Source organism: Streptococcus sp. Z556, assembly GCF_053010225.1.
This window is the reverse complement of sequence record NZ_JBRKNU010000001.1, coordinates 226,037-244,599: the sequence shown is the minus strand read 5'-3', so window position 1 is coordinate 244,599 and position 18,563 is coordinate 226,037. Positions and strand designations below refer to the sequence as shown.

20 protein-coding genes and 2 tRNA genes are annotated in these 18,563 nt (G+C 40.5%); 3 read left to right on the top strand and 19 right to left on the bottom strand.

Annotated features, from left to right (window positions below; genetic code table 11):
- The first annotated feature begins 112 nt into the window (after positions 1-112).
- Entirely contained in the window at positions 113-838 is a 726-nt protein-coding gene (locus ACVC7S_RS01145) for a 16S rRNA pseudouridine(516) synthase (RefSeq protein ID WP_447265881.1), read from the top strand.
- Positions 839-878: 40 nt separating this feature from the next.
- On the opposite strand, the gene ACVC7S_RS01140 is transcribed toward ACVC7S_RS01145, so the two are convergent.
- The 3 genes from ACVC7S_RS01140 to ACVC7S_RS01130 all read right to left on the bottom strand — a co-directional run bounded on the left by ACVC7S_RS01140 (position 879) and on the right by ACVC7S_RS01130 (position 1,809).
- Positions 879-1,112 (bottom strand): DUF4190 domain-containing protein, encoded by a 234-nt coding sequence (locus ACVC7S_RS01140; protein WP_447265880.1) that lies wholly within the window; start codon positions 1,110-1,112, stop codon positions 879-881.
- A gap of 86 nt (positions 1,113-1,198) precedes the next feature.
- Positions 1,199-1,579 carry a rhodanese-like domain-containing protein gene (locus ACVC7S_RS01135; protein WP_000158115.1) on the bottom strand — a complete coding sequence of 127 codons (381 nt, stop codon included), beginning with the start codon at positions 1,577-1,579 and terminating at the stop codon, positions 1,199-1,201.
- The gene (locus ACVC7S_RS01130) at positions 1,576-1,809 is read right to left on the bottom strand and encodes a YqgQ family protein (protein ID WP_002874361.1); all 234 of its coding nucleotides are present in this window, start codon (positions 1,807-1,809) and stop codon (positions 1,576-1,578) included. Before ACVC7S_RS01130 ends, ACVC7S_RS01135 begins: the two co-directional genes overlap by 4 nt.
- 102 nt (positions 1,810-1,911) lie before the next feature.
- Here ACVC7S_RS01130 and ACVC7S_RS01125 point away from each other — a divergent pair, with 102 nt between their 5' ends.
- Both ACVC7S_RS01125 and ACVC7S_RS01120 read left to right on the top strand, forming a co-directional pair.
- Positions 1,912-2,820, top strand: coding sequence for a LysR family transcriptional regulator (locus ACVC7S_RS01125; RefSeq protein ID WP_061587722.1), 909 nt, complete (start codon positions 1,912-1,914; stop codon positions 2,818-2,820).
- Positions 2,821-2,868: 48 nt separating this feature from the next.
- Positions 2,869-4,668, top strand: a complete 1,800-nt coding sequence (locus tag ACVC7S_RS01120; protein ID WP_447265879.1) for an N-acetylmuramoyl-L-alanine amidase — start codon at positions 2,869-2,871, stop codon at positions 4,666-4,668.
- Positions 4,669-4,698: 30 nt separating this feature from the next.
- On the opposite strand, the gene ACVC7S_RS01115 is transcribed toward ACVC7S_RS01120, so the two are convergent.
- The 16 genes from ACVC7S_RS01115 to ACVC7S_RS01040 form a co-directional block, all read right to left on the bottom strand.
- The gene (locus ACVC7S_RS01115; protein WP_447265878.1) at positions 4,699-5,016 is read right to left on the bottom strand and encodes a LiaF transmembrane domain-containing protein; all 318 of its coding nucleotides are present in this window, start codon (positions 5,014-5,016) and stop codon (positions 4,699-4,701) included.
- A 226-nt stretch (positions 5,017-5,242) separates the two neighbouring features.
- Entirely contained in the window at positions 5,243-6,112 is an 870-nt protein-coding gene (locus ACVC7S_RS01110) for a DUF6287 domain-containing protein (protein ID WP_447265877.1), read from the bottom strand.
- Positions 6,113-6,412: 300 nt separating this feature from the next.
- A tRNA-Thr gene (locus tag ACVC7S_RS01105) sits at positions 6,413-6,485 on the bottom strand.
- A gap of 100 nt (positions 6,486-6,585) precedes the next feature.
- Positions 6,586-7,371, bottom strand: a complete 786-nt coding sequence (locus ACVC7S_RS01100; protein WP_447265876.1) for an ABC transporter permease — start codon at positions 7,369-7,371, stop codon at positions 6,586-6,588.
- Between the two features lies 1 nt (position 7,372).
- The gene (locus ACVC7S_RS01095; RefSeq protein WP_447265875.1) at positions 7,373-8,191 is read right to left on the bottom strand and encodes an ABC transporter permease; all 819 of its coding nucleotides are present in this window, start codon (positions 8,189-8,191) and stop codon (positions 7,373-7,375) included.
- A gap of 1 nt (position 8,192) precedes the next feature.
- Complete coding sequence (locus ACVC7S_RS01090) at positions 8,193-9,185, bottom strand: ABC transporter ATP-binding protein (protein ID WP_447265874.1); 993 nt, start codon at positions 9,183-9,185, stop codon at positions 8,193-8,195.
- 319 nt (positions 9,186-9,504) lie between these two features.
- A complete protein-coding gene (locus ACVC7S_RS01085; RefSeq protein WP_447265873.1) occupies positions 9,505-10,050 on the bottom strand; it encodes a histidine phosphatase family protein in 546 nt (181 codons plus the stop codon).
- 50 nt (positions 10,051-10,100) lie between these two features.
- Positions 10,101-11,033, bottom strand: a complete 933-nt coding sequence (locus tag ACVC7S_RS01080) for an alpha/beta fold hydrolase (protein ID WP_447265872.1) — start codon at positions 11,031-11,033, stop codon at positions 10,101-10,103.
- A 128-nt stretch (positions 11,034-11,161) separates the two neighbouring features.
- On the bottom strand, positions 11,162-12,043 hold the full coding sequence (locus ACVC7S_RS01075) for a class II fructose-bisphosphate aldolase (RefSeq protein WP_247929324.1): 882 nt from the start codon (positions 12,041-12,043) through the stop codon (positions 11,162-11,164).
- 139 nt (positions 12,044-12,182) lie between these two features.
- On the bottom strand, positions 12,183-13,511 hold the full coding sequence (vncS, locus tag ACVC7S_RS01070; protein WP_447265871.1) for a sensor histidine kinase VncS: 1,329 nt from the start codon (positions 13,509-13,511) through the stop codon (positions 12,183-12,185).
- The gene (gene vncR / locus ACVC7S_RS01065) at positions 13,508-14,164 is read right to left on the bottom strand and encodes a response regulator transcription factor VncR (RefSeq protein ID WP_447265870.1); all 657 of its coding nucleotides are present in this window, start codon (positions 14,162-14,164) and stop codon (positions 13,508-13,510) included. The genes vncS and vncR overlap by 4 nt, the downstream gene beginning before the upstream one ends.
- 141 nt (positions 14,165-14,305) lie before the next feature.
- A complete protein-coding gene (gene vex3 / locus ACVC7S_RS01060) occupies positions 14,306-15,685 on the bottom strand; it encodes an ABC transporter permease subunit Vex3 (protein ID WP_213988729.1) in 1,380 nt (459 codons plus the stop codon).
- 50 nt (positions 15,686-15,735) lie between these two features.
- Positions 15,736-16,383 (bottom strand): ABC transporter ATP-binding subunit Vex2, encoded by a 648-nt coding sequence (gene vex2, locus ACVC7S_RS01055; RefSeq protein WP_000173736.1) that lies wholly within the window; start codon positions 16,381-16,383, stop codon positions 15,736-15,738.
- 12 nt (positions 16,384-16,395) lie between these two features.
- Positions 16,396-17,673: an ABC transporter permease gene (locus ACVC7S_RS01050; protein WP_447265869.1), complete on the bottom strand. Its 1,278-nt coding sequence runs from the start codon at positions 17,671-17,673 to the stop codon at positions 16,396-16,398.
- A 181-nt stretch (positions 17,674-17,854) separates the two neighbouring features.
- Complete coding sequence (locus ACVC7S_RS01045; RefSeq protein ID WP_447265868.1) at positions 17,855-18,289, bottom strand: hypothetical protein; 435 nt, start codon at positions 18,287-18,289, stop codon at positions 17,855-17,857.
- Positions 18,290-18,438: 149 nt separating this feature from the next.
- A tRNA-Leu gene (locus ACVC7S_RS01040) sits at positions 18,439-18,524 on the bottom strand.
- Between the last annotated feature and the right edge of the window lie 39 nt (positions 18,525-18,563).

Sequence of the window (18,563 nt, the reverse complement as noted above, 5' to 3'; positions counted from 1 at the left end):
CCACAGTCTCATTCAAAAATCACAGTTCAGCCAAGTGTAAATGTTTTCACTCTGCTTTTCTAGTCAAGGCAACTCTTTTCAAAGTCAGAGACTTATGATAAGATAAGCTGGTATGCGTTTAGATAGATTATTAGCCCAGGAAAAAATCAGTCGGAAAGCCATGAAACAGGCTCTTCTGAAAAAAGAAATTTTAGTAGATGGACGAGCGGCTTCTTCCCTTGCACAGAATGTTGATACAGGGTTGCAAGAGCTGATTTTTAAAGATAGAAAACTCCAAGGATATGAGCACATCTACCTCATGCTTCATAAACCAAACGGAGTCGTTACAGCCAGCAAGGATAAGAAACTGCCAACCGTCATGGACCTGCTTCCGCCTGACATCCAGTCTGACAAGCTCTACGCGATAGGTAGGCTAGACCGCGATACGACAGGACTGCTCCTTTTGACAGACAATGGACCTTTAGGCTTCCAGCTCCTTCATCCCCAGTACCATGTCGATAAATCCTATCAAGTGGTAGTAAACGGACCGCTCATGTCAGAACATATCCAAAAATTCAAAGAGGGAATCGTCTTTTTAGATGGGACCACTTGTAAACCAGCTCAGCTCGAAATTCTGTCCTCAAGCCCAACAGAGAGCCATGCCTCCATCACCATTTCAGAAGGGAAGTTTCATCAGGTTAAGAAAATGTTTCTCTCAGTTGGTGTCAAAGTGACCTCTCTCAAACGAGTCCAGTTCGGTGATTTCACTTTAGACCCAGAACTAGCAGAAGGGCAATACCGTCCCTTGAATCCAGAGGAATTGGAAATCATTAAAAACTACTTAGAGAAAAGTGGATAAAAGAAAAAAGCTTTATGTTTAAAGCTTTTTTCTTTTTTGCTTATCTAAAAAATACTGCGACGGCTAGAATCCAGTTAAGAACAGAAACTACAAGACCTACGATGTTGAGAATTTTTTCTGTTTTATAGTCCAGTCCAGATTCTTTTTGGTATGAAAAAGCCAAGACCAATCCTATGATCCCCAAAATCAGACCAACTATTGGAAATAGCAAACCAAGGACGATAGATAAGATACCTAAAATAAGTGAAGGTTTTTTCTTTTGTTGTGAATTCATATTACAAAATCTCCTTAAATTTATTATAAATGATGATACCTTAAGATACTAGCTTTATCTATCATTCGACAGTTTTTAATAAAATATTAGCTAGTCTTGACCTTACCAATCCAAGAATCCAATCCATAAGAAAGGATATAAATCTCAGAAAAACCTTGTTTTTTCAGATAGAGAGCTGCATTGGTCACTCGTTGTCCGCGTTGGTTTTCGTAGAGAAGGACAGGTTTATCCTTACGAAGGGCTGCAAGGCTTGACTTCAACTGATTTGAAGGAATATTGCGAGCTCCGAGGATATGTTTTCTGTGAAATTCTGCTGCATCACGGACATCAATCAACTGCCCTTTTCGAATCAAGGCTTCAAATTCTGCATTGTCCACAATCTTAGCCGCACGACGAATACGAAGGTAGTTATACCCCATCCATGCCGCCATCGCTAGTACGATTCCCCACAAAATCCAAATTGTCATAAGTTCTTATCTCCATTTTTCTCTATGTAGTCTAATTCTATCTTGTGCTCTCTACGAAGAACAGCTTCTGCCTCTAGATAGTCTAGCTTGTCCATCAGACCTGCATCATAGATCCGAGAGAGTTCGAGCTTCATCAGTTCAATATCATACAAGCGCTTCCCCACATAGACAATAATGCCAAACTGTTTGAGAAATTGCTGCACATCATAGAATGTTTTCATAGCTTTCATTCTAACAGATTTCAGACTTTTTTTCAATACTGGACCGGCTCTTTCCCCCTATTTTCTTCGTCTTCATTGTCCATTCTTCACCAAGTATGGTACAATAAAAACATGAGAATTCAACAACTACACTATATTATCAAAATCGTCGAAACTGGCTCTATGAATGAAGCAGCCAAGCAACTCTTTATCACCCAACCCAGTCTCTCCAATGCCGTTCGAGACTTGGAAAATGAAATGGGTATTGAAATCTTTATCCGCAATCCCAAGGGCATTACCTTGACCCGTGATGGGATGGAATTTCTCTCCTATGCCCGTCAAGTTGTCGAGCAAACCCAGCTTCTGGAGGAACGCTATAAAAATCCTGTCGCCCACCGCGAACTCTTTAGCGTTTCGTCTCAACACTATGCCTTTGTGGTCAATGCCTTTGTATCCCTACTCAAGAAAAGTGATATGGAAAAATACGAGCTCTTCCTTCGTGAAACTCGGACTTGGGAGATTATCGACGATGTCAAGAACTTCCGTAGTGAAGTCGGTGTCCTCTTTTTGAACAGTTATAACCGAGATGTTTTAACAAAAATGCTGGATGACAACCACCTCTTAGCCCACCATCTCTTTACAGCTCAGCCCCATATCTTTGTCAGCAAGACCAACCCTCTAGCAAAGAAAGATAAGGTTAAACTAGAAGACTTGGAGAACTTCCCTTACCTCAGCTATGACCAAGGGACTCACAACTCCTTCTACTTCTCTGAAGAGATTCTCTCGCAGGAATACCACAAAAAATCTATCGTAGTCAGCGACCGTGCCACTCTCTTTAATCTCTTGATTGGTTTGGACGGATACACGATCGCAACAGGGATTTTGAACAGCAACCTCAACGGAGACAATATCGTTTCCATTCCACTGGACATAAACGATCCCATTGAGCTGGTCTATATCCAGCATGAAAAAACCAGCCTGTCTAAGATGGGCGAACGCTTTATCGAATACTTACTAGAAGAAGTTCAGTTTGATAATTGATAAAAAATAAAAATTTAAAGAGAAAAAGAAAAAGTTAGGAAATAGAAAGTGAAAAAGTTACTACTTGCCAGTGCTCTGATTCTGTCAATAGCAGGATCTACTCTAGCACCCGTCTCTGCAGAAGAAAACCAATCACAAACTCCTTCTGCAGTTAAAGAAAAGCAAACCAAAGATGTTCAAAAAGATGCTATTGTTAAGGAGAATACAGAACCTGAGGCTCTTCCAAAAGTAGATATGCAAGAAGCCAAACCCAAAAAGGAGGGCTGGTACCAAGAAAACTACCACTGGCGCTTCTACCAAGATGATCAACCAGCAGTGAATTGGAAACAAATTCAAGGCAAATGGTACTACTTCGACCAAAATGGTGACCGTCTCCAGTCCACTATCTACAAAGGCTATGCCTTTGACCAAGAGGGTGCCATGGTGGAAAATAGCTGGACTAAATGGGAGAATCAATGGTATTACGCTGATCCTTCAGGACGACTTGCTCAGAACAGCTGGAAAAAAATTAACGGCTCTTGGTACTATTTTGACCAAACTGGAGTCATGCTGAGCAAGACAAGTATTAATGGCTATTTCTTAAGTCAAAGCGGAGCCATGGCATCACACGGTTGGCAAGAGGTCAATCAAGTTTGGTACTACGTTCTGCCGTCAGGAAAAATCTCTCAAGACAAATGGGAGAAAATCAAGGGTACTTGGTACTATTTTGACAAAGAAGGAAGGATGTTGAGCGAAACAACCTTCAAGGGCTACCTCTTTAAGAAGAGTGGTGCCTTGGCTGAGAACAACTGGGTCAAAATCAAGGATACTTGGTTCTATGCTAGCGATTCAGGCAGATACATTAAAGCCAAGTGGCAAAAAATTCAGGGCTCTTGGTACTCTTTTACTCATGATGGGGGAATGCTAGCAGATAAATGGCAAGGAAGCTACTACCTCAAGACCAGTGGGGCCATGGCTGAAAAAGAGTGGATATTTGATAAATTCTACAAGAGCTGGTTCTATCTAAAAGCGGATGGCCGTTATGCAAATCAGGAGTGGATTGGAGCTTATTATCTCAAGTCTGGTGGCTATATGGCTAAAAGCGAGTGGATTGATGATAGTCAAGACAAAGGGCGTTACTATTTGGATGAAAATGGTCGCTATGTTACAGGAATTCACAAGATTTCTGGAAAAGACCATCTCTTCCAAAAAGATGGGAAATGGATTTCTGAAGTTTCAACTGAGGGTGGATTTGTAAAAGGCCAATACAGTAAGACCATCTTCCTCGATCCCGGACATGGCGGACGAGATTCTGGCGCCTTTTACTACAATGTAGCTGAAAAAGATCTCAACATGCAGATTTACCGTAAGCTTCGTACTAAGTTAGAAGAACTAGGCTACAAGGTTCTCACCTCACGTGATAGTGATATTGATGTAGATTTCATTACAGAACGTTCCCGTATGGTCAACAAAACCAACTCGGATATTTTTATCAGTATCCACTTCAACGCTACTGGAAACGCATATTCAAAAGCGAGCGGTATTCAAACCTACTCCTATAGCGATGAACCTGATTATCCAAGTAAGATTAATCCATACTGGCACAACCATCCTGATCGCATTAGTGAAAGTAAGCGCCTCGCTGCTGCTATCCACTCCTCTCTCTTAGCCGAAACAGGGGCTAAGGATGCTGGTCAGTTAGAAAGAAGTTTTGCCGTCCTACGCGAAACAGCCAAACCAGCCGTCCTCCTTGAACTTGGTTATATGGATAATTTCACTGAAAGCCAACAAATCAGAGATAGCCACTACCAAGATAAACTGGTGGCAGGCATCGTGAAAGGAATTCAAAAATATTACGCTGGTAAATAACAATAAAGTCTCGAGAAACCTCGAGACTTTTTATTTGCCTTCTTTTTTATCTTTATCAGGACAGAGGTAGCCAAGTCCTACACAAGCTAGCACTCCCGCACCAATCACCAAACCACTTGAAATTGGCAAAATATCAAAAATAGCATTTGCAATGATAAAGGCAATGATCAAGCACATCAGACTAGACTTGTAGTCTTTTTTCAAAAAGTTTTCTATCGTGAAATAGAGGAACAATCCTATCGGAATGAGTGACCAGAGGTTGACATCCAAACTTGGCCATCCAACAGATCCGAAATACAATACTAGCGCTGCTGCTACTAAAAATACAAGTCCCAATAATTTTTTCATTTTTTTGTCTCCATTTTCTTTTTTTGGTTCTTGAGTTGTCTGATACTGACCCCTCACGTCCCTTACAAGAATCATTATAGCAGAGGAATTTTTCAAGAACAAGCCCTTTTGCCTATCTGGTCAATATCTCTGTCTAAGTGGTTGAGTATTTGTAACAAAAGAAAAAGAAGCCCTAATGGGCTTCTTGATTCTGCCGATTGTAACAGTATTTTTGAACGAATACCATCTAATTTTTCTTTTCCTTTGACTCAAGAGAAGATTTGATTGATTCACGATCTGCTTGTAGTTGAGCTAAGTTCTTTTCTGCTTCCTCAAGTTTACTGGTATCTGGTTTCACACGATAATAAACATTTTCTGGTTTCATTAACATCGCTCCATACTCTTGCCCTGAAAGTAGTCTTTCCTCAGCATGATTGCTTTTATCCGTAATCTTTCCGTCATCAGCAGGTTGCATAACAACTCCACTTGGCACAGCTACTACTACAAATCCTCCAGCAACAGAATCTTTTACCCATGCACTGATAGACGCTGTCTCAGGGTTACGACTATCTTGTCCTTTTGATACCTTTAATCCAACTACAGATTCGTACTTTTGATCATTTGTAAACCAAGTCGCATGTACTTCTCCAGAATCATTAATAATGTATTCATTACCAGATTGACTACGCCAAGTACCTTCTAAACTAGACAGATCATTGTTCTTAATGGCTTCAATATCGGGTTTTGGAACGGTAGTTTCTTTCTTCAACTTGCTAACAAGTGCTTCTGCTTCCGTAATTTTGGTATCTAAAGCAGTCAGTTGATCCTTGAGTTTCTGAATTTCCTCTTGTTTATCCTTATCAGTCTCATCTGTTTTTCCTTGGCTTGTAGACGCTTGACTTGTTGACTCTGTAGTTGAAACAGCAGACGATGCTTGATTTGACTCTTTCTTTCCAATCAAAGAATGCGAGAAAACACTTACCAAGATGAGAGTAACTGAAGCAGCGAGTACTAGGCCAATATAGATTTTTATATTTTTACTCGGAGCCGACTTTGATTCAGACCGCTTAGGTCCATTGATCTCTTCAAATTGTTTTTCCCGTTCTTTCTTATTCATAATTTCTCCTTTTTGATTTATATTCAGCCGAGCTTACGAGACTTCATTCGTTACTATCCATGATTTTTTATAATTTTTAGAAAATCTAAACAAAAATTTCTAGCATAATTAACTATAAAATCATCTCTAGATTGGTATCAAAACAAGTATTTATTACAATACATTATACCACAAAATATAAACCACAGTTTGTATTTATATTTTTATAATCCGAAGAAATGGATTTTAAACAGAACCCATCTCAAACGTTCCACCTTTCCTATATTTATAAAAAAGAAGCCCTAATGGGCTTCTTGATTCTGCCGATTGCAGGGCTTGAACCTGTGACCTACGCGTTACGAGTGCGTTGCTCTACCAACTGAGCTAAATCGGCGATTACCCTTTTAGTATAGCACTCTGAAAATAGATGTCAAGAAATTTTCATCTCCAATAGAAAAAGCCTGTCCTGAGACAAGGCTTTGAGTTTCTTCCTTTTACGAACCCGCACTTTCGTAGGCATCTAAGCCCCTGTCCCATAGTTTCAAAGAAATTGCAAAGAAGATAAGTGAAATCAGAATCAAACCACCAATGTTAAAGAGCCCATCCTTGTCCTGCAAGAAATAGCTGGCAGGATAGTAGGCTGTAAAGGCAAAGGGGATGATAAAGCTAATCAACCAGCGAAGAAGGGAGTTGTAAATCGAAATCGGGTACTTAGCAAAGTCATTAAACATATAAAAAATGTAAATCATGGCGCCTGACTGCTTGGTCCAAAAAGCGATGCTGGCAGTCGCGATTTTCAAGGAAGTATAAATCAAGGTCGCAAAGGGGATACAGACTAAGAAAAGCAGGAATTTGGGAAGAGTCCAAGCAATGCTTGATACCGTTGTCGCTAGCAAAATACCTCCGACCAAAAGTTCACCCAAGGCATCAATCTGAAAGGTCTCAACCAGAATGTGAAAAAGAGGATTGATAGGACGAGTCAGATACTTGTCAAATTCTCCCTTTCGCACCAAGCGCTGCCCTAGTGCCCAGAGATTGTCAAAAAAGAGATGGTCCAATCCCTTGGGAATCAAGGAAAAACCATAGATAAAGGCTATTTCTTGGAAAGTCCAGCCTTCTAGCGAGGGAATGTGTTGAAAGATGACATTGAGAAACAAGAGGTTCAGGCCTTGAGTCAGAAAGACTCCCAAGACACCAACCACAAAATCGACCTTGTATTCCATGATTTGCTTGATGTATTGTCTGATAAAAATCAGATGCATGCGTTGATATTTTTTCATACTAACCTCCCTGAATAGTGATGAATGACTGGACTCGTTTCCAGATCAACTGAGAAAAGCCTACCATCACTATGAGCCAGAAAAGCTGGAGTAAAAGCGCCTGAAGAATCTGACTGGCATCGTATTTCCCAACGATAATCATAACCGGAGTATAAATCAAAGATGAAAAAGGCAAGAAGGACAGGATATCTGATACGATCTTTGGAAAGAAAGCCAAGGGAATCAAACTCCCAGACATAAAGTCAATCAGAGAATTCTTAAGCAGATTAGAGCCCCATAAATTTTTAAAGACAAAAGCTGAAAATCCAAAGCAGATATTAAAGAAAAAGTTGATCAGGTAGGCTAGGATTAAGCTAAAGAGATAAAGGACAGTTAATCCCAGCACTTCTACAATCCCTTGCCCAGATAAGATTTTCATCAAGACAATCACACTCAAGAAAGGAAGTCCGACACTGACAAAAATCAACCACTTGGAACCAAGCTCGGTGAAGAGATAAGAGGCCGCAAAATGCACTGGTCTCAACAAACGCATGATAATGGAACCATCCTTGACCTCCTCCCCAATCATAAAGGAAGAATCCGACCTAGTCAGAAGATTAGTCACAAAACTCATGATGATGTAGAGGGTGATATCTGCCATACTAAACCCCTGAATCAAAGACTCCTGCGAGGAATCAAAGACAGCCTTCCAGAGATAAAATTCCACAAAAGCACCCATGACATCGCCAATCCGATAAAGAAGAAAGTTGACTCGATAGGTAATCAACTCCTGAATCCCTGCATTGATAAAGGGTTTATAACGTCGCCACAATTTGACCATCTTAGAGCTCCTTTCGGTAGAAGCGACGGATAATATCCTCAATATCCGTATCCAGCATCTTCAAATCGCGAATTTCAAAATCAGACAGGGTCTGCTTGATAATATCAGCTGACTGGTAGCGGGAACTATCGAATTCAATATTGAGACTGTTTCCTTGTCTATCAATGGTCATATCCGAAAAACCTTCATAGTGAGAAAGGAGATGACTTTGACCTGGTACCAGTTCAAAGGAAAGAGTCTTCATCTTGCCAAAGGTTTCCTTGAGCTGGCTAACCGTTCCATCAAAAATCTCCTGCCCCTTATCAATCATAAAAATTCGATCACAAAGCTGCTCGATATCGCTCAGGTCGTGAGTGGTCAAGAGAATGGTTGTTTCTTCCTCTTGATTGATCTGAGTAATTGCCCGACGAATGTTGTCCTTGACCGACACATCCAAACCAATGGTCGGCTCATCTAAAAAGAGAACCTTGGGATTGTGGAGCAAGGAAGCCGCAATGTCCGCCCGCATCCGTTGACCAAGTGAAAGAGTCCGCACGGGATCCTTGATAAAGTCCTTCAAATCCAAGACTTCATTCAAAAAGTCCATACGTTTGTGAAAGAGCGAGTCTGGCACATCGTATATCTCTTTTAAAACCGTGTAAGTCTCTTGTAGAGCCAAATCCCACCATAGCTGGGTTCTTTGTCCGAAGACCACTCCAATATCCTTGACATAGTCTTGACGATTATCCTGCGGAATCTTGCCATTAATCCGACAAAAACCAGATGTCGGTTTCAGAATTCCTGTCAACATTTTGATGGTTGTCGACTTTCCAGCACCATTAGCCCCGATGAAACCTAAAATCTGCCCCTTGGGTACCTCAAAAGTCAAATCCTTGACCGCTTCAAAGGTCTGCTTTTCAGGATGAATAAAGGAGCGCAAAGCCCCCTTCAAGCCTGGTTCCTTAACAGTCTTTACAAAACTTTTCTGAAGATGTTCCACTTCTATCATTGCCATATCTATCTCCCTACCGTAAGGAATAGCAACATTGTATTTTTGACTACAAATATTCTAAATCCTTACTTTCTAAACTTTCTAATTGTTATTCTTACAGAAGGCTTTATACCAACCTATTATAGTCCAATAAAAAACGGAATGCAAGCGTTTGCCTATAGATTATGAAATTAGAGATTTCTCTCTTAAAATAATACTTTTAAACAAAAATTCTGGTTTGATATTTTCCTTAAAACACCAAAAAACCTGCCAAAAAGGGCAGGTTATGAATTGTAAAGAGCAAACTATTTTGATCAATATGATTCACTATTTAATCAAAGAACTAATCTTTCATAATTCTTTTCACAATCCCATTTCTATCAATTAGAAAACAATCTGGAAAGGTCATTTGCTCCCATTTTTTATAATCAAAACTGGAATCAAAGTGATGTAGTAGTATTCCTATCAAATTCCCGTGTGAACTAAGTAAAATCGTTTTTTCTGAGTATCTCTCTTCCAATTCCATTAAAAAATCTAGTACTCTAGCTAGTGCATCTTGGTTTGATTCCCCTTCTGAAAGAGATTCACTGGGATTTTGCCATAAATATTTAATACTGTCTTCAAACTCAGAATCTTTTATAAAGGTTGAAGATAATTTTCGCTCTCGTAACCGATTATCAAGAACTATTTTATCAAATTGAATTGGCGAGCTATTAACCGTTTCAAATGCTCGTTTATAAGGACTAGAAAAATAATAATCAATATTAAAAGAATTCAAAAACTCTAACTGGTCAAGAGATGAAAATCCTTTTTCTGATAAAGTTCTATTAAAATCATCACTTGAAAATCTTGAATGAGCATGTCTAAGTAAAATATAAGAATTATTCATAAGTCATTCCTTTCAATTATTATCATCAGTCTCAATGGATTTTTAAGCCCTCAATTATTCTCTAAAAATTCTTTAATGCGAGAAACAATAGCATCGCTTTGATAATGATAGAGGTCGTGAGGAGCATCCATATAAATGACCTTCACATTAGCCTGTTCACTAGCAAATTTCTCTGCAAAATGCTGCCATTCTGATTGGCTAAAACCAGTGCCTTTTCCGTTAGACACCAGTAGTAAGGTGGGAATTTTCGGATTAATGTTTGAGGGAACTTTCTTGGCATTTTCCTTTACCGTTTGGGATTCATGAAGCATGGCTTGTGACATCAACTGCTTATAAGCTAGAAGTTTATATTGTTTTCGTTCACTCTCGATCAGAGTTTGATTTTTTATATAAAAGGACTCAGGGAAATAACGTAAAAAACCAATCTTACTGCTCCAATAGGCCAACGTAAGCAAGGTCTGATTATCCTTTAAATCCTCATAACTTGATGGCAGTGCCCAATCCAGACCAATCAAGGCTTTCACTTCATCAGGATACTTCTCCTGCCAAGCCAAACTCTCTAGACTAGCCATGGAATGAGACAGAATGATAAACGGCCCTGTGATATTTGCTTGCGAAAGAGCTTGGCGAGTCTCAGACAAAACCTCCATCACATCTCTTGAATGATTGCTATCATCACTATAACCATATCCCGCCCTCTCCACGATAACTACCTTATACTGTTTCGATAAGGATTCCGATACTTCTTTAAAATCCAATATAGGAGAAGCAATACCAGCACCTGAGAGAACTACTATAGTCTCAGGACCATCCCCTTCAACGTAAACATTTATTTGATGTCCATTGACGAGAACTTGTTGCCCCATAGGTGTTAAAAATTTATTTTCCTTTTGTAAACTGATTCTGTGATAGAAAAATGTAGCGCCTAAAAACAAAAGCATAAGACTAAGGAAGCCAAGAAACCATTTTTTCAGTTTTTTCATAGCATTATTGTACAAAAATTAGAATCTTTTAGCAACTTAAGATTGGTTCTTCTACAGTATATCGCTATATAGCCACACACCAAAAAACCCACCCAATGGGTAGGTTCTGTATGTATTGTTCAGCTCGATTAAGCTTTACCTTCTGAACCGAATACGTCGATACGTTCTTCAACTGATGCTTGGATAGCTTTTACACCGTCAGCCAAGAATTTACGTGGGTCGAAGAGTTTTTTCTTGTCGTATTCTGCTTCGTTTGCTTCGTAGTCACGAGCAAATTTACGAGTTGCGTTAGCGAATGCGATTTGGCATTCAGTGTTAACGTTAACTTTCGCAACACCAAGTTTGATAGCTGCTTGGATTTGGTCATCAGGGATACCTGAACCACCGTGCAATACGATTGGGAATCCTGGAAGAGCTTCTGTCAATTTCTTCAAGTGGTCAAGGTCAAGACCTTCCCAGTTTGCTGGGTAAGGACCGTGGATGTTACCGATACCAGCTGCCAAGAAGTCAATACCAGTTGCAACCATTGCTTTAGCGTCTTCGATTGGAGCCAATTCACCTTTACCGATGATACCGTCTTCTTCACCACCGATAGTACCAACTTCAGCTTCTACTGAGATACCTTTAGCGTGTGCTTTTTCAACAACTTCTTTAGCCAATTTAAGGTTTTCTTCAACTGGAAGGTGTGAACCGTCAAACATGATTGAAGTGTAACCAACTTCGATACACTCAAGTGCATCTTCGTAGTGACCGTGGTCAAGGTGGATAGCTACTGGTACAGTGATCCCCATTGACTCAACAAGGTTAGCGATCAAGTTGCGAGCAACTTTGTAACCACCCATGTATTTAGCAGCACCCATTGAAGTTTGGATCAAAACTGGAGCTTTTTTAGCTTCTGCTGCACGCAAGATAGCTTGAGTCCACTCAAGGTTGTTTGTGTTAAATCCACCAACTGCATAACCGTTGTCACGAGCTGCTTGGACAAATTTTTCTGCTGAAACGATTGCCATTTGTCAGGCCTCCTATATATTTTTTGGGACATCCCATTTACATTGTTCATTTTATCACTTTTTGACAAAAAAAGCTAGTTTTTCCCATACTTTAGATTGAATTTCTTCCAACTCAATCAATGTAAACCCTTTCTTTCCCTTAGTCTTGAGAGACTTTAGGATAAGACATGAAGAAGGTCAAACGATCATCTTGCATCTCAAAATGATAAGGTAATTTCTCGTGTTCTAATAAACTTTTGACCACAAAGAGCCCCATTCCTGAACCCTTGGCCTTGCGACTAGCATTGCCAGAAAAAGACTGGGCTAGTTTTTCTTGTTCTTCAGGACTACAGCTATTCTCGATAAAGAGTTCTCCGTCTCTCTCGCCGATGCGAACCAAGCCACCTGGAGTGGAGTGCTTGATAGCATTGCTGATGAGATTAGATAGAATCAACTTCATCACAGATGGATTTATGTAGGCTTGCTGATGGGTCAAGCTAATGTCTATCTGAACATTTCTTTCCTTGGCTAGTAAAGTATAATCCTTAACCAGAGTTTGCGTCATTTGGAGTAGGTCGATGTTCTCCTTCTCCTCTCGCAATTCCTGAACAGAAGAAAGAGAAAGTATCTGAAGAACGTGGTGACTGAGGTCGTCCACAATCCCCAAGGCAACTCCCAGATAGTGGTCTCTATCTTTATAACGACCGATATTTTCTTTCATATTTTCGATTAGGATTTTGAGACTAGCCAGAGGTGTTTTCAGCTCATGAGAGGCCCCTCGTAGGAATTCAACCTTCATTTTTTCTAACTGGAGAATGGCTTCATTCTTGTCATGCAAGTCCGCAATGACAGTCAAAAGATGCTGGTAAAGGCTATTGATTTGTTCCTTAAGATCACCGATCTCATCCTTAGAGTCCACGCGCAACCGCACTTGAGCATCCAGGTCCATCATCCGACGGGTCACCCGCTTGATTTCCAAGATCGGCGCAACAATGGTTCGAGCATAGATGTAAGATACCAAGAGGGAAATCAAAAACGATGCCAGCAAGGTATAGGGAAGAAACTGGAGGCTAATTTGCTCTGCTTCCTTTTGCAAATCCATGGACGCTAAAAACTGGAGAGTCATAGTGCTACCATCTTGGGTTGTCACCTCACGCTCCTCGATAAAGAGAGAGGTGGTCTGGCGGTCTGTATCTAGAGGAAGGTTGTCCTTGACCTCTAACTTGTCCTCTGTCATCTCTCCCTTGACGGCCCCCTTGATATCACTAGTCTGGGAATACAAGTCTAACACTTGCTCGATACTTTGCCTATCCTTTCCTTCTAGGGACTGGGAAATGGCTGTCGCTTTCTGACCGATGCTTTCCTGACGATGACTCAGATAAGTTGAGGGAAAGAGAAAATAAATAGCTAAATGAAGACAAATAACCAGAACACTAAAAATCGAGAAGGTATAGATGAATATCTTTGTAAATAAACCTGTTCGTTTCATTTTCGCTCCAATTTATAACCAACATTACGCACTGTGAGGATACAATCCAAGTCTAGCTTTTTCCGCAGTTCCTTGATATAAACATCAATAACACGGTCAAAAGGCACCTCATCTGTCACCTTCCAGACGGCATCGATTATCTGAGATCGAGTCAAGGCCCGTCCTTCATTTTTCACCAGATAGTCCAAAATTTCCAACTCTTTGGCATTGATAGCCACTTCCTGACCTGCTAGGCTTGCACTGTAGCTCTCAAAGTCCACCTTGGTATCCTTATAGGAGAAGATTCGTCCCGTATCGTAGTAGCGCTTGAAAATCGCATCTACTCTCACTTTTAAGAGGGAGAGTGAGAAGGGTTTTTCCAGATAGCCATCTGCTAGCGAAACAAAGGCACTCATCTTGTATTCCTCATCCTGAAAGGCAGTCAACATCAAGACAGGAACCTGACTGGTTTTGCGAATCTCAGCTAGGACTTCTAGACCATTCAGCTTGGGCATTTGGATATCCAGTAAAACCAAGGCTACTTCATAGCTGGAAAATTGTTCTAGGGCTTCCTGACCATCCGCCGCCTCAATAGTCTCATAACCACAATCTGTCAAATAGTCACTGATTCCCTCACGGATCATTTCTTCATCTTCTACAATTAAAATTTTCATAGAAAAACGTTTCACATTCCTTTAAATTTCTTATAAATCTTCTCTGTTTCATCCTGATAGGAAGAGTCCTTATCAAGATAAAATAGATAAAAATGCTACCTATATTATACCCCATTTAGGGGAGAATAGGTAGCAAGTTTTTTATTCGCTATCGAGCAAGAGTTCTTTTGGTTGTTTTCTGAGGAGATTGCTTGAAGCAAGCGCCATAACAAGAACGACTAGAACTAAAGCAAGGACAAAGACGATGATAAAGTCTGATGTCTGAATGGAAATGTCTAGGCTCGATAAGGTCTTACTAAAGCCATCTACTTCTGCACCACCACCAAGGTTAGAGGCTTGAGCTGCCTTGCTGGCTTGCTTGGCAACACCTGAAGTGACATTGGCAAGAACAGTATTTCCGATTGCTCGAGCTGTGTAGTTGGCTAGGAAGTAAGCCGAAACGAGAGCAGGGATGGCGATCAGGATAGATTCGGTGATGAATTGACCCAAGATACTTGCCTGCTTGAGACCGATAGAGAGGAGAATTCCCACTTCCTTGCGACGGGCATTGATCCAAAGGCTGAGCAAGAGAGCAAGGAGAAGGACTGAGAAGCTCAAGCTACCCCAGAAGAGGAGGTTGGCCATCTTGTACATACCAGAGATGGATTGCTCAAGAGCTGGGTAGTTAGATGAGCTCTTTACAAGTGTGTAGCTCTTCCAGTTGATACCACTGATGCCATTCAACTCTTTCATGACATCATCCAAGTTCTTGTCTGCTGTTACAAAGAAGGTTGCGTCCCCATAAATAGCTGTGTCTTCTGTGTATCCATAAAGTTTTGCAGCAGTGTGAATGTCTGTGATAGCTGTGTTTTCATAGAGTTCTTGTGAGTAGGTTACTGCTGACTTATTGTGACCATCAAAGAGTCCCTTGATTGTCACTTCGACTGTTTCCTTGGCACCTTTTTCATTGTCTGCATCGTAGACATTGGAATCCAGTTTAACCTTGTCCCCTACTTTCCAGCCGTGTTTGGCTGCCAAGTCCTTGTGCAAGAGGATTTTGTCTTTGTCGTCGTTGGTTAGGTGCTCACCTTCAACCAGCTTATATGAGCCAGAGACAAACTTATCTTCTTTTGAGGAGTCATTGACACCTGTAATCATCAAACTGCTTCCAAACCGTTTGGCACGGTCTGCAGTGAGGTTTTTCTTGGTTTCTGGCGTTTCGATGAGGTCATATCCAGTCAAATCTCCGATAGCGTTGATGCGTTTCACATAAGACTCGATGGCCTTGTTTTCAGTGATTTTTTTGATATCCTCACCCTTGATATTCCCAGCACCACGAGGCGTTCCTTGATTGACGCGACGATTGATTTGCATGGAGAAGCTGTTGGTGATATTTTTAAAGGTCTCCTGAGAAGCCTTGGCTGTAGCTCCCTTGATCGACAAGCCGACCAAACTCAAGCTCGCCATGAGGAGAATAATCAGGAAGATAACAATCGATTTGAAAAACTTCCTTGTAACATAGGCAAATGCGTTGTGTAACATAGGTTCCCTTTCTAGATTTGATTTAATAATTCTATCAAAACAAGCTCATATTATTTAGTAGTATTGCGAGTTTCAGTCAGTTTCTTATTCTTCAATTCAAGTGTAATATCTGACGCTTGTGCCACTTCCTTACTGTGGGTGACGACGATCACACATTTACCTGTTTTCTCGGCAAGTGATTTGAGCAGTTCGATAATATCTCCAGCAGTTTTAGGGTCCAGATTTCCTGTTGGCTCATCAGCTAGAATAACTGGAGCTTCTGATACCAAACTGCGAGCAATAGCAACACGTTGCTGTTGACCACCTGATAACTGGAGAACGTTCCGCTTGATCTGACTTTCATCCAAACCAAGTTCAAGAAGAGTATCCTTGCTGGCTTTTTTGTTGACCAAGCGGATATTTTCCAGTGGAGAAAGATAATCTATCAAGTTATAATTTTGAAAGACTAGAGAAATATGGTGCATGCGATGGTAAGAATATCCCTTATTCCGAATGTCCTCTCCTTGGAAAAGGATAGAACCTTCAACAGGACTATCTAGACCAGCCAGTAGAGACAAGAGAGTGGATTTTCCTGCTCCTGACTCACCAATGATACTATAAAACTTTCCGGGTTCAAAATTATACTTGATCTGATATAAAACTGCCTCAGCAGTGTTCTTATAACGGTAGGTAACATCTTGCAATTGTAATAAAGTCATGATTTCTCCTTCTTAACTAATAGATGATAAAATTTCTTTCGGTGATTTTCTAAATAAGAATAGGAAACAAAGAGCTACGGACAAGCAACCAATCAAGAGCAGAAAGACATAGGATTCTGCAAAGGATAGGAGACTGGTTGATAGACTGCTTGCTTTGGCCAGCGTGTCCTGTAAGCTTGCCTGATCTCCACTTGCTAGTACAGTTTGTAGCAGATAGGATGTAATGGCCTTCCCAGCAATAAAGGATGGAAGCAAAGCTCCAAGAGATACCAACACCACCTCTAAACAGAACTGTAGGAAGATTGAGCTCTTGCCTTTTCCAAGTGCCAGTAAAATCCCTACTTCGTAGACCCTTTCTCTCAACCAGAGAGACAAGACCAAAATTAAGGCTCCAGCTCCAGCTATCAACATCCCATAAAGGAAGATAGTTAGGAAGGTTTGGAAGGTTGCAACTGAGTCTTTGATCTGTTCAAAGGCCTTGTTTTCCTTTTCGACTTGGTAGCCTTGATTTTCCAAGGTCAAGTTTTCCACCTGCTTCATGAGTCCGTCCATTTCCTTAGGATTTTCTACATAGAAGCGCGCTGCACTAACTTGAGGTTCACTATTTCCCAAAAGGGTTTGGCTACTTTCATAGTCTGTAAAGACTTGGTTTTCACTGAAGTCAGAAGACAAGCCTGTAAATTTCTCTTGTTTTTTACCAGAAAAGATGCCGACAATTTCAAATTCAACTGTTTGACCTTTTCCAGATTCTGACTGTCCAGCATCCAAGCGAATCTTGTCATGAAGCGAAAGACCGTTCTTCTTAGCCAGCTCTTCGTGGATCAGGATTTTCTTGGAATCCCCTTTTTGAAGGTGTCGGCCTTCTTTTAGATTGAAAGCCGAACTGGTGAAGGTAACATCCTTGGATGAATCCTCAAGAGCCGTTAAGCTAACCAAATTCTTGTCCGCAGCTGACAAGTCATCACGTTCGACGCTCTGCTCACCACTCACTGCTTCCTTGTCTTTTAGTTTTGCGACCGTCTCGAGTTCAGGAGAGACATTCTCCAGTCCCTTAATCTTGCTAACTGATGCTAGGTCCGATAACTTGAAGGTCTGTCCATTTTCTATCTTTTTGATAGAAAAAGAGGTATTGAGAGATTTGTAAAGATTTGTTTCTACTGTTTTGTTGGACTTCATCAGCGTCAAACAGGCTGAAATTCCTGCTAAAAGAACAAATAAAATCAGAAATAAAATAAAACTTCTCAGTCGTTTTCTGCTGACATAAGCCCAAGCTCTTTGGATTGGATTCATTTGTCACCTCCATATTTGTAAGACTATTATAAAATCCAAATATGAAATGTTTATGAAATCGAAAAAATTTTTGATTTATTTTTTATAAAAAATAAAAAAGCTAGCGTCCGCTAACTTTTCTTCTTATCTAAACAAATAATTTACTAATCAAAAATCCACTCCATTCTATATATGATGGGCATCATCTTTCAGCTAAGTATTTTTCAATTTCTTCGACTTTTAATTTCCTGACTTGTGTTTGAGGAAATTCTTGATAAGGCGAGATAGAAAAGCTTGGTTGCAAATTGTCGCATCTTTTATCTGGATTCTTCTTGAGGTAGTCTGCTAAAGCTTCCCTGTTGGCAAAAATCTTATATGAAACCCTTCCTTTATTTGACTTGATTTGGTAAATGCCACAGCTTGTCTTCATACTATAATCTGCCGCCCGTAAATAATAGCTAGCAATTTCTAGCGATTTGAACGGAAAATTCCAACGCTGTAAACCGTTTTTCGTATGCTCTATACAGATACAACGACCACAATGGCTACAAATATATTGCCTATGCTCTCTTAAACACTCCTGAGGATTCAGTAAGGGGGTCACACGATTTTTCTCACTATAACATTCGACACACATGATTTGACATTCCTTTCTCTCACCCTTAGTATAGCAAGCTTTCTCATAAAAAGACAGTTCTTGATACCAATCTCTTCCGATAGTCGAACTGCAGCTCTAGCCCTCTTTGAAAAAACAAAAAGAGCTAGCTAAAGCTAACTCTTACCCTATGCGGAGAGAGGGACTTGAACCCTCACGACCTAAAGCGGTCACAGGATCCTTAGTCCTGCGCGTCTGCCAATTCCGCCATCCCCGCGTCGATTACTTTACTAGTATATCAACTTTCAAAATCTTT

What these genes read in the sequence shown, in the direction of transcription:
- ACVC7S_RS01145 (WP_447265881.1), top strand. Translation starts at nt 113, where the DNA reads ATGCGTTTAGATAGATTATTAGCCCAGGAAAAAATCAGTCGGAAAGCC.
- ACVC7S_RS01140 (WP_447265880.1), bottom strand. Translation starts at nt 1,112, where the DNA reads ATGAATTCACAACAAAAGAAAAAACCTTCACTTATTTTAGGTATCTTA.
- ACVC7S_RS01135 (WP_000158115.1), bottom strand. Translation starts at nt 1,579, where the DNA reads ATGACAATTTGGATTTTGTGGGGAATCGTACTAGCGATGGCGGCATGG.
- ACVC7S_RS01130 (WP_002874361.1), bottom strand. Translation starts at nt 1,809, where the DNA reads ATGAAAGCTATGAAAACATTCTATGATGTGCAGCAATTTCTCAAACAG.
- ACVC7S_RS01125 (WP_061587722.1), top strand. Translation starts at nt 1,912, where the DNA reads ATGAGAATTCAACAACTACACTATATTATCAAAATCGTCGAAACTGGC.
- ACVC7S_RS01115 (WP_447265878.1), bottom strand. Translation starts at nt 5,016, where the DNA reads ATGAAAAAATTATTGGGACTTGTATTTTTAGTAGCAGCAGCGCTAGTA.
- ACVC7S_RS01110 (WP_447265877.1), bottom strand. Translation starts at nt 6,112, where the DNA reads ATGAATAAGAAAGAACGGGAAAAACAATTTGAAGAGATCAATGGACCT.
- ACVC7S_RS01100 (WP_447265876.1), bottom strand. Translation starts at nt 7,371, where the DNA reads ATGAAAAAATATCAACGCATGCATCTGATTTTTATCAGACAATACATC.
- ACVC7S_RS01095 (WP_447265875.1), bottom strand. Translation starts at nt 8,191, where the DNA reads ATGGTCAAATTGTGGCGACGTTATAAACCCTTTATCAATGCAGGGATT.
- ACVC7S_RS01090 (WP_447265874.1), bottom strand. Translation starts at nt 9,185, where the DNA reads ATGGCAATGATAGAAGTGGAACATCTTCAGAAAAGTTTTGTAAAGACT.
- ACVC7S_RS01085 (WP_447265873.1), bottom strand. Translation starts at nt 10,050, where the DNA reads ATGAATAATTCTTATATTTTACTTAGACATGCTCATTCAAGATTTTCA.
- ACVC7S_RS01080 (WP_447265872.1), bottom strand. Translation starts at nt 11,033, where the DNA reads ATGAAAAAACTGAAAAAATGGTTTCTTGGCTTCCTTAGTCTTATGCTT.
- ACVC7S_RS01075 (WP_247929324.1), bottom strand. Translation starts at nt 12,043, where the DNA reads ATGGCAATCGTTTCAGCAGAAAAATTTGTCCAAGCAGCTCGTGACAAC.
- vncS (WP_447265871.1), bottom strand. Translation starts at nt 13,511, where the DNA reads ATGAAACGAACAGGTTTATTTACAAAGATATTCATCTATACCTTCTCG.
- vncR (WP_447265870.1), bottom strand. Translation starts at nt 14,164, where the DNA reads ATGAAAATTTTAATTGTAGAAGATGAAGAAATGATCCGTGAGGGAATC.
- vex3 (WP_213988729.1), bottom strand. Translation starts at nt 15,685, where the DNA reads ATGTTACACAACGCATTTGCCTATGTTACAAGGAAGTTTTTCAAATCG.
- vex2 (WP_000173736.1), bottom strand. Translation starts at nt 16,383, where the DNA reads ATGACTTTATTACAATTGCAAGATGTTACCTACCGTTATAAGAACACT.
- ACVC7S_RS01050 (WP_447265869.1), bottom strand. Translation starts at nt 17,673, where the DNA reads ATGAATCCAATCCAAAGAGCTTGGGCTTATGTCAGCAGAAAACGACTG.
- ACVC7S_RS01045 (WP_447265868.1), bottom strand. Translation starts at nt 18,289, where the DNA reads ATGTGTGTCGAATGTTATAGTGAGAAAAATCGTGTGACCCCCTTACTG.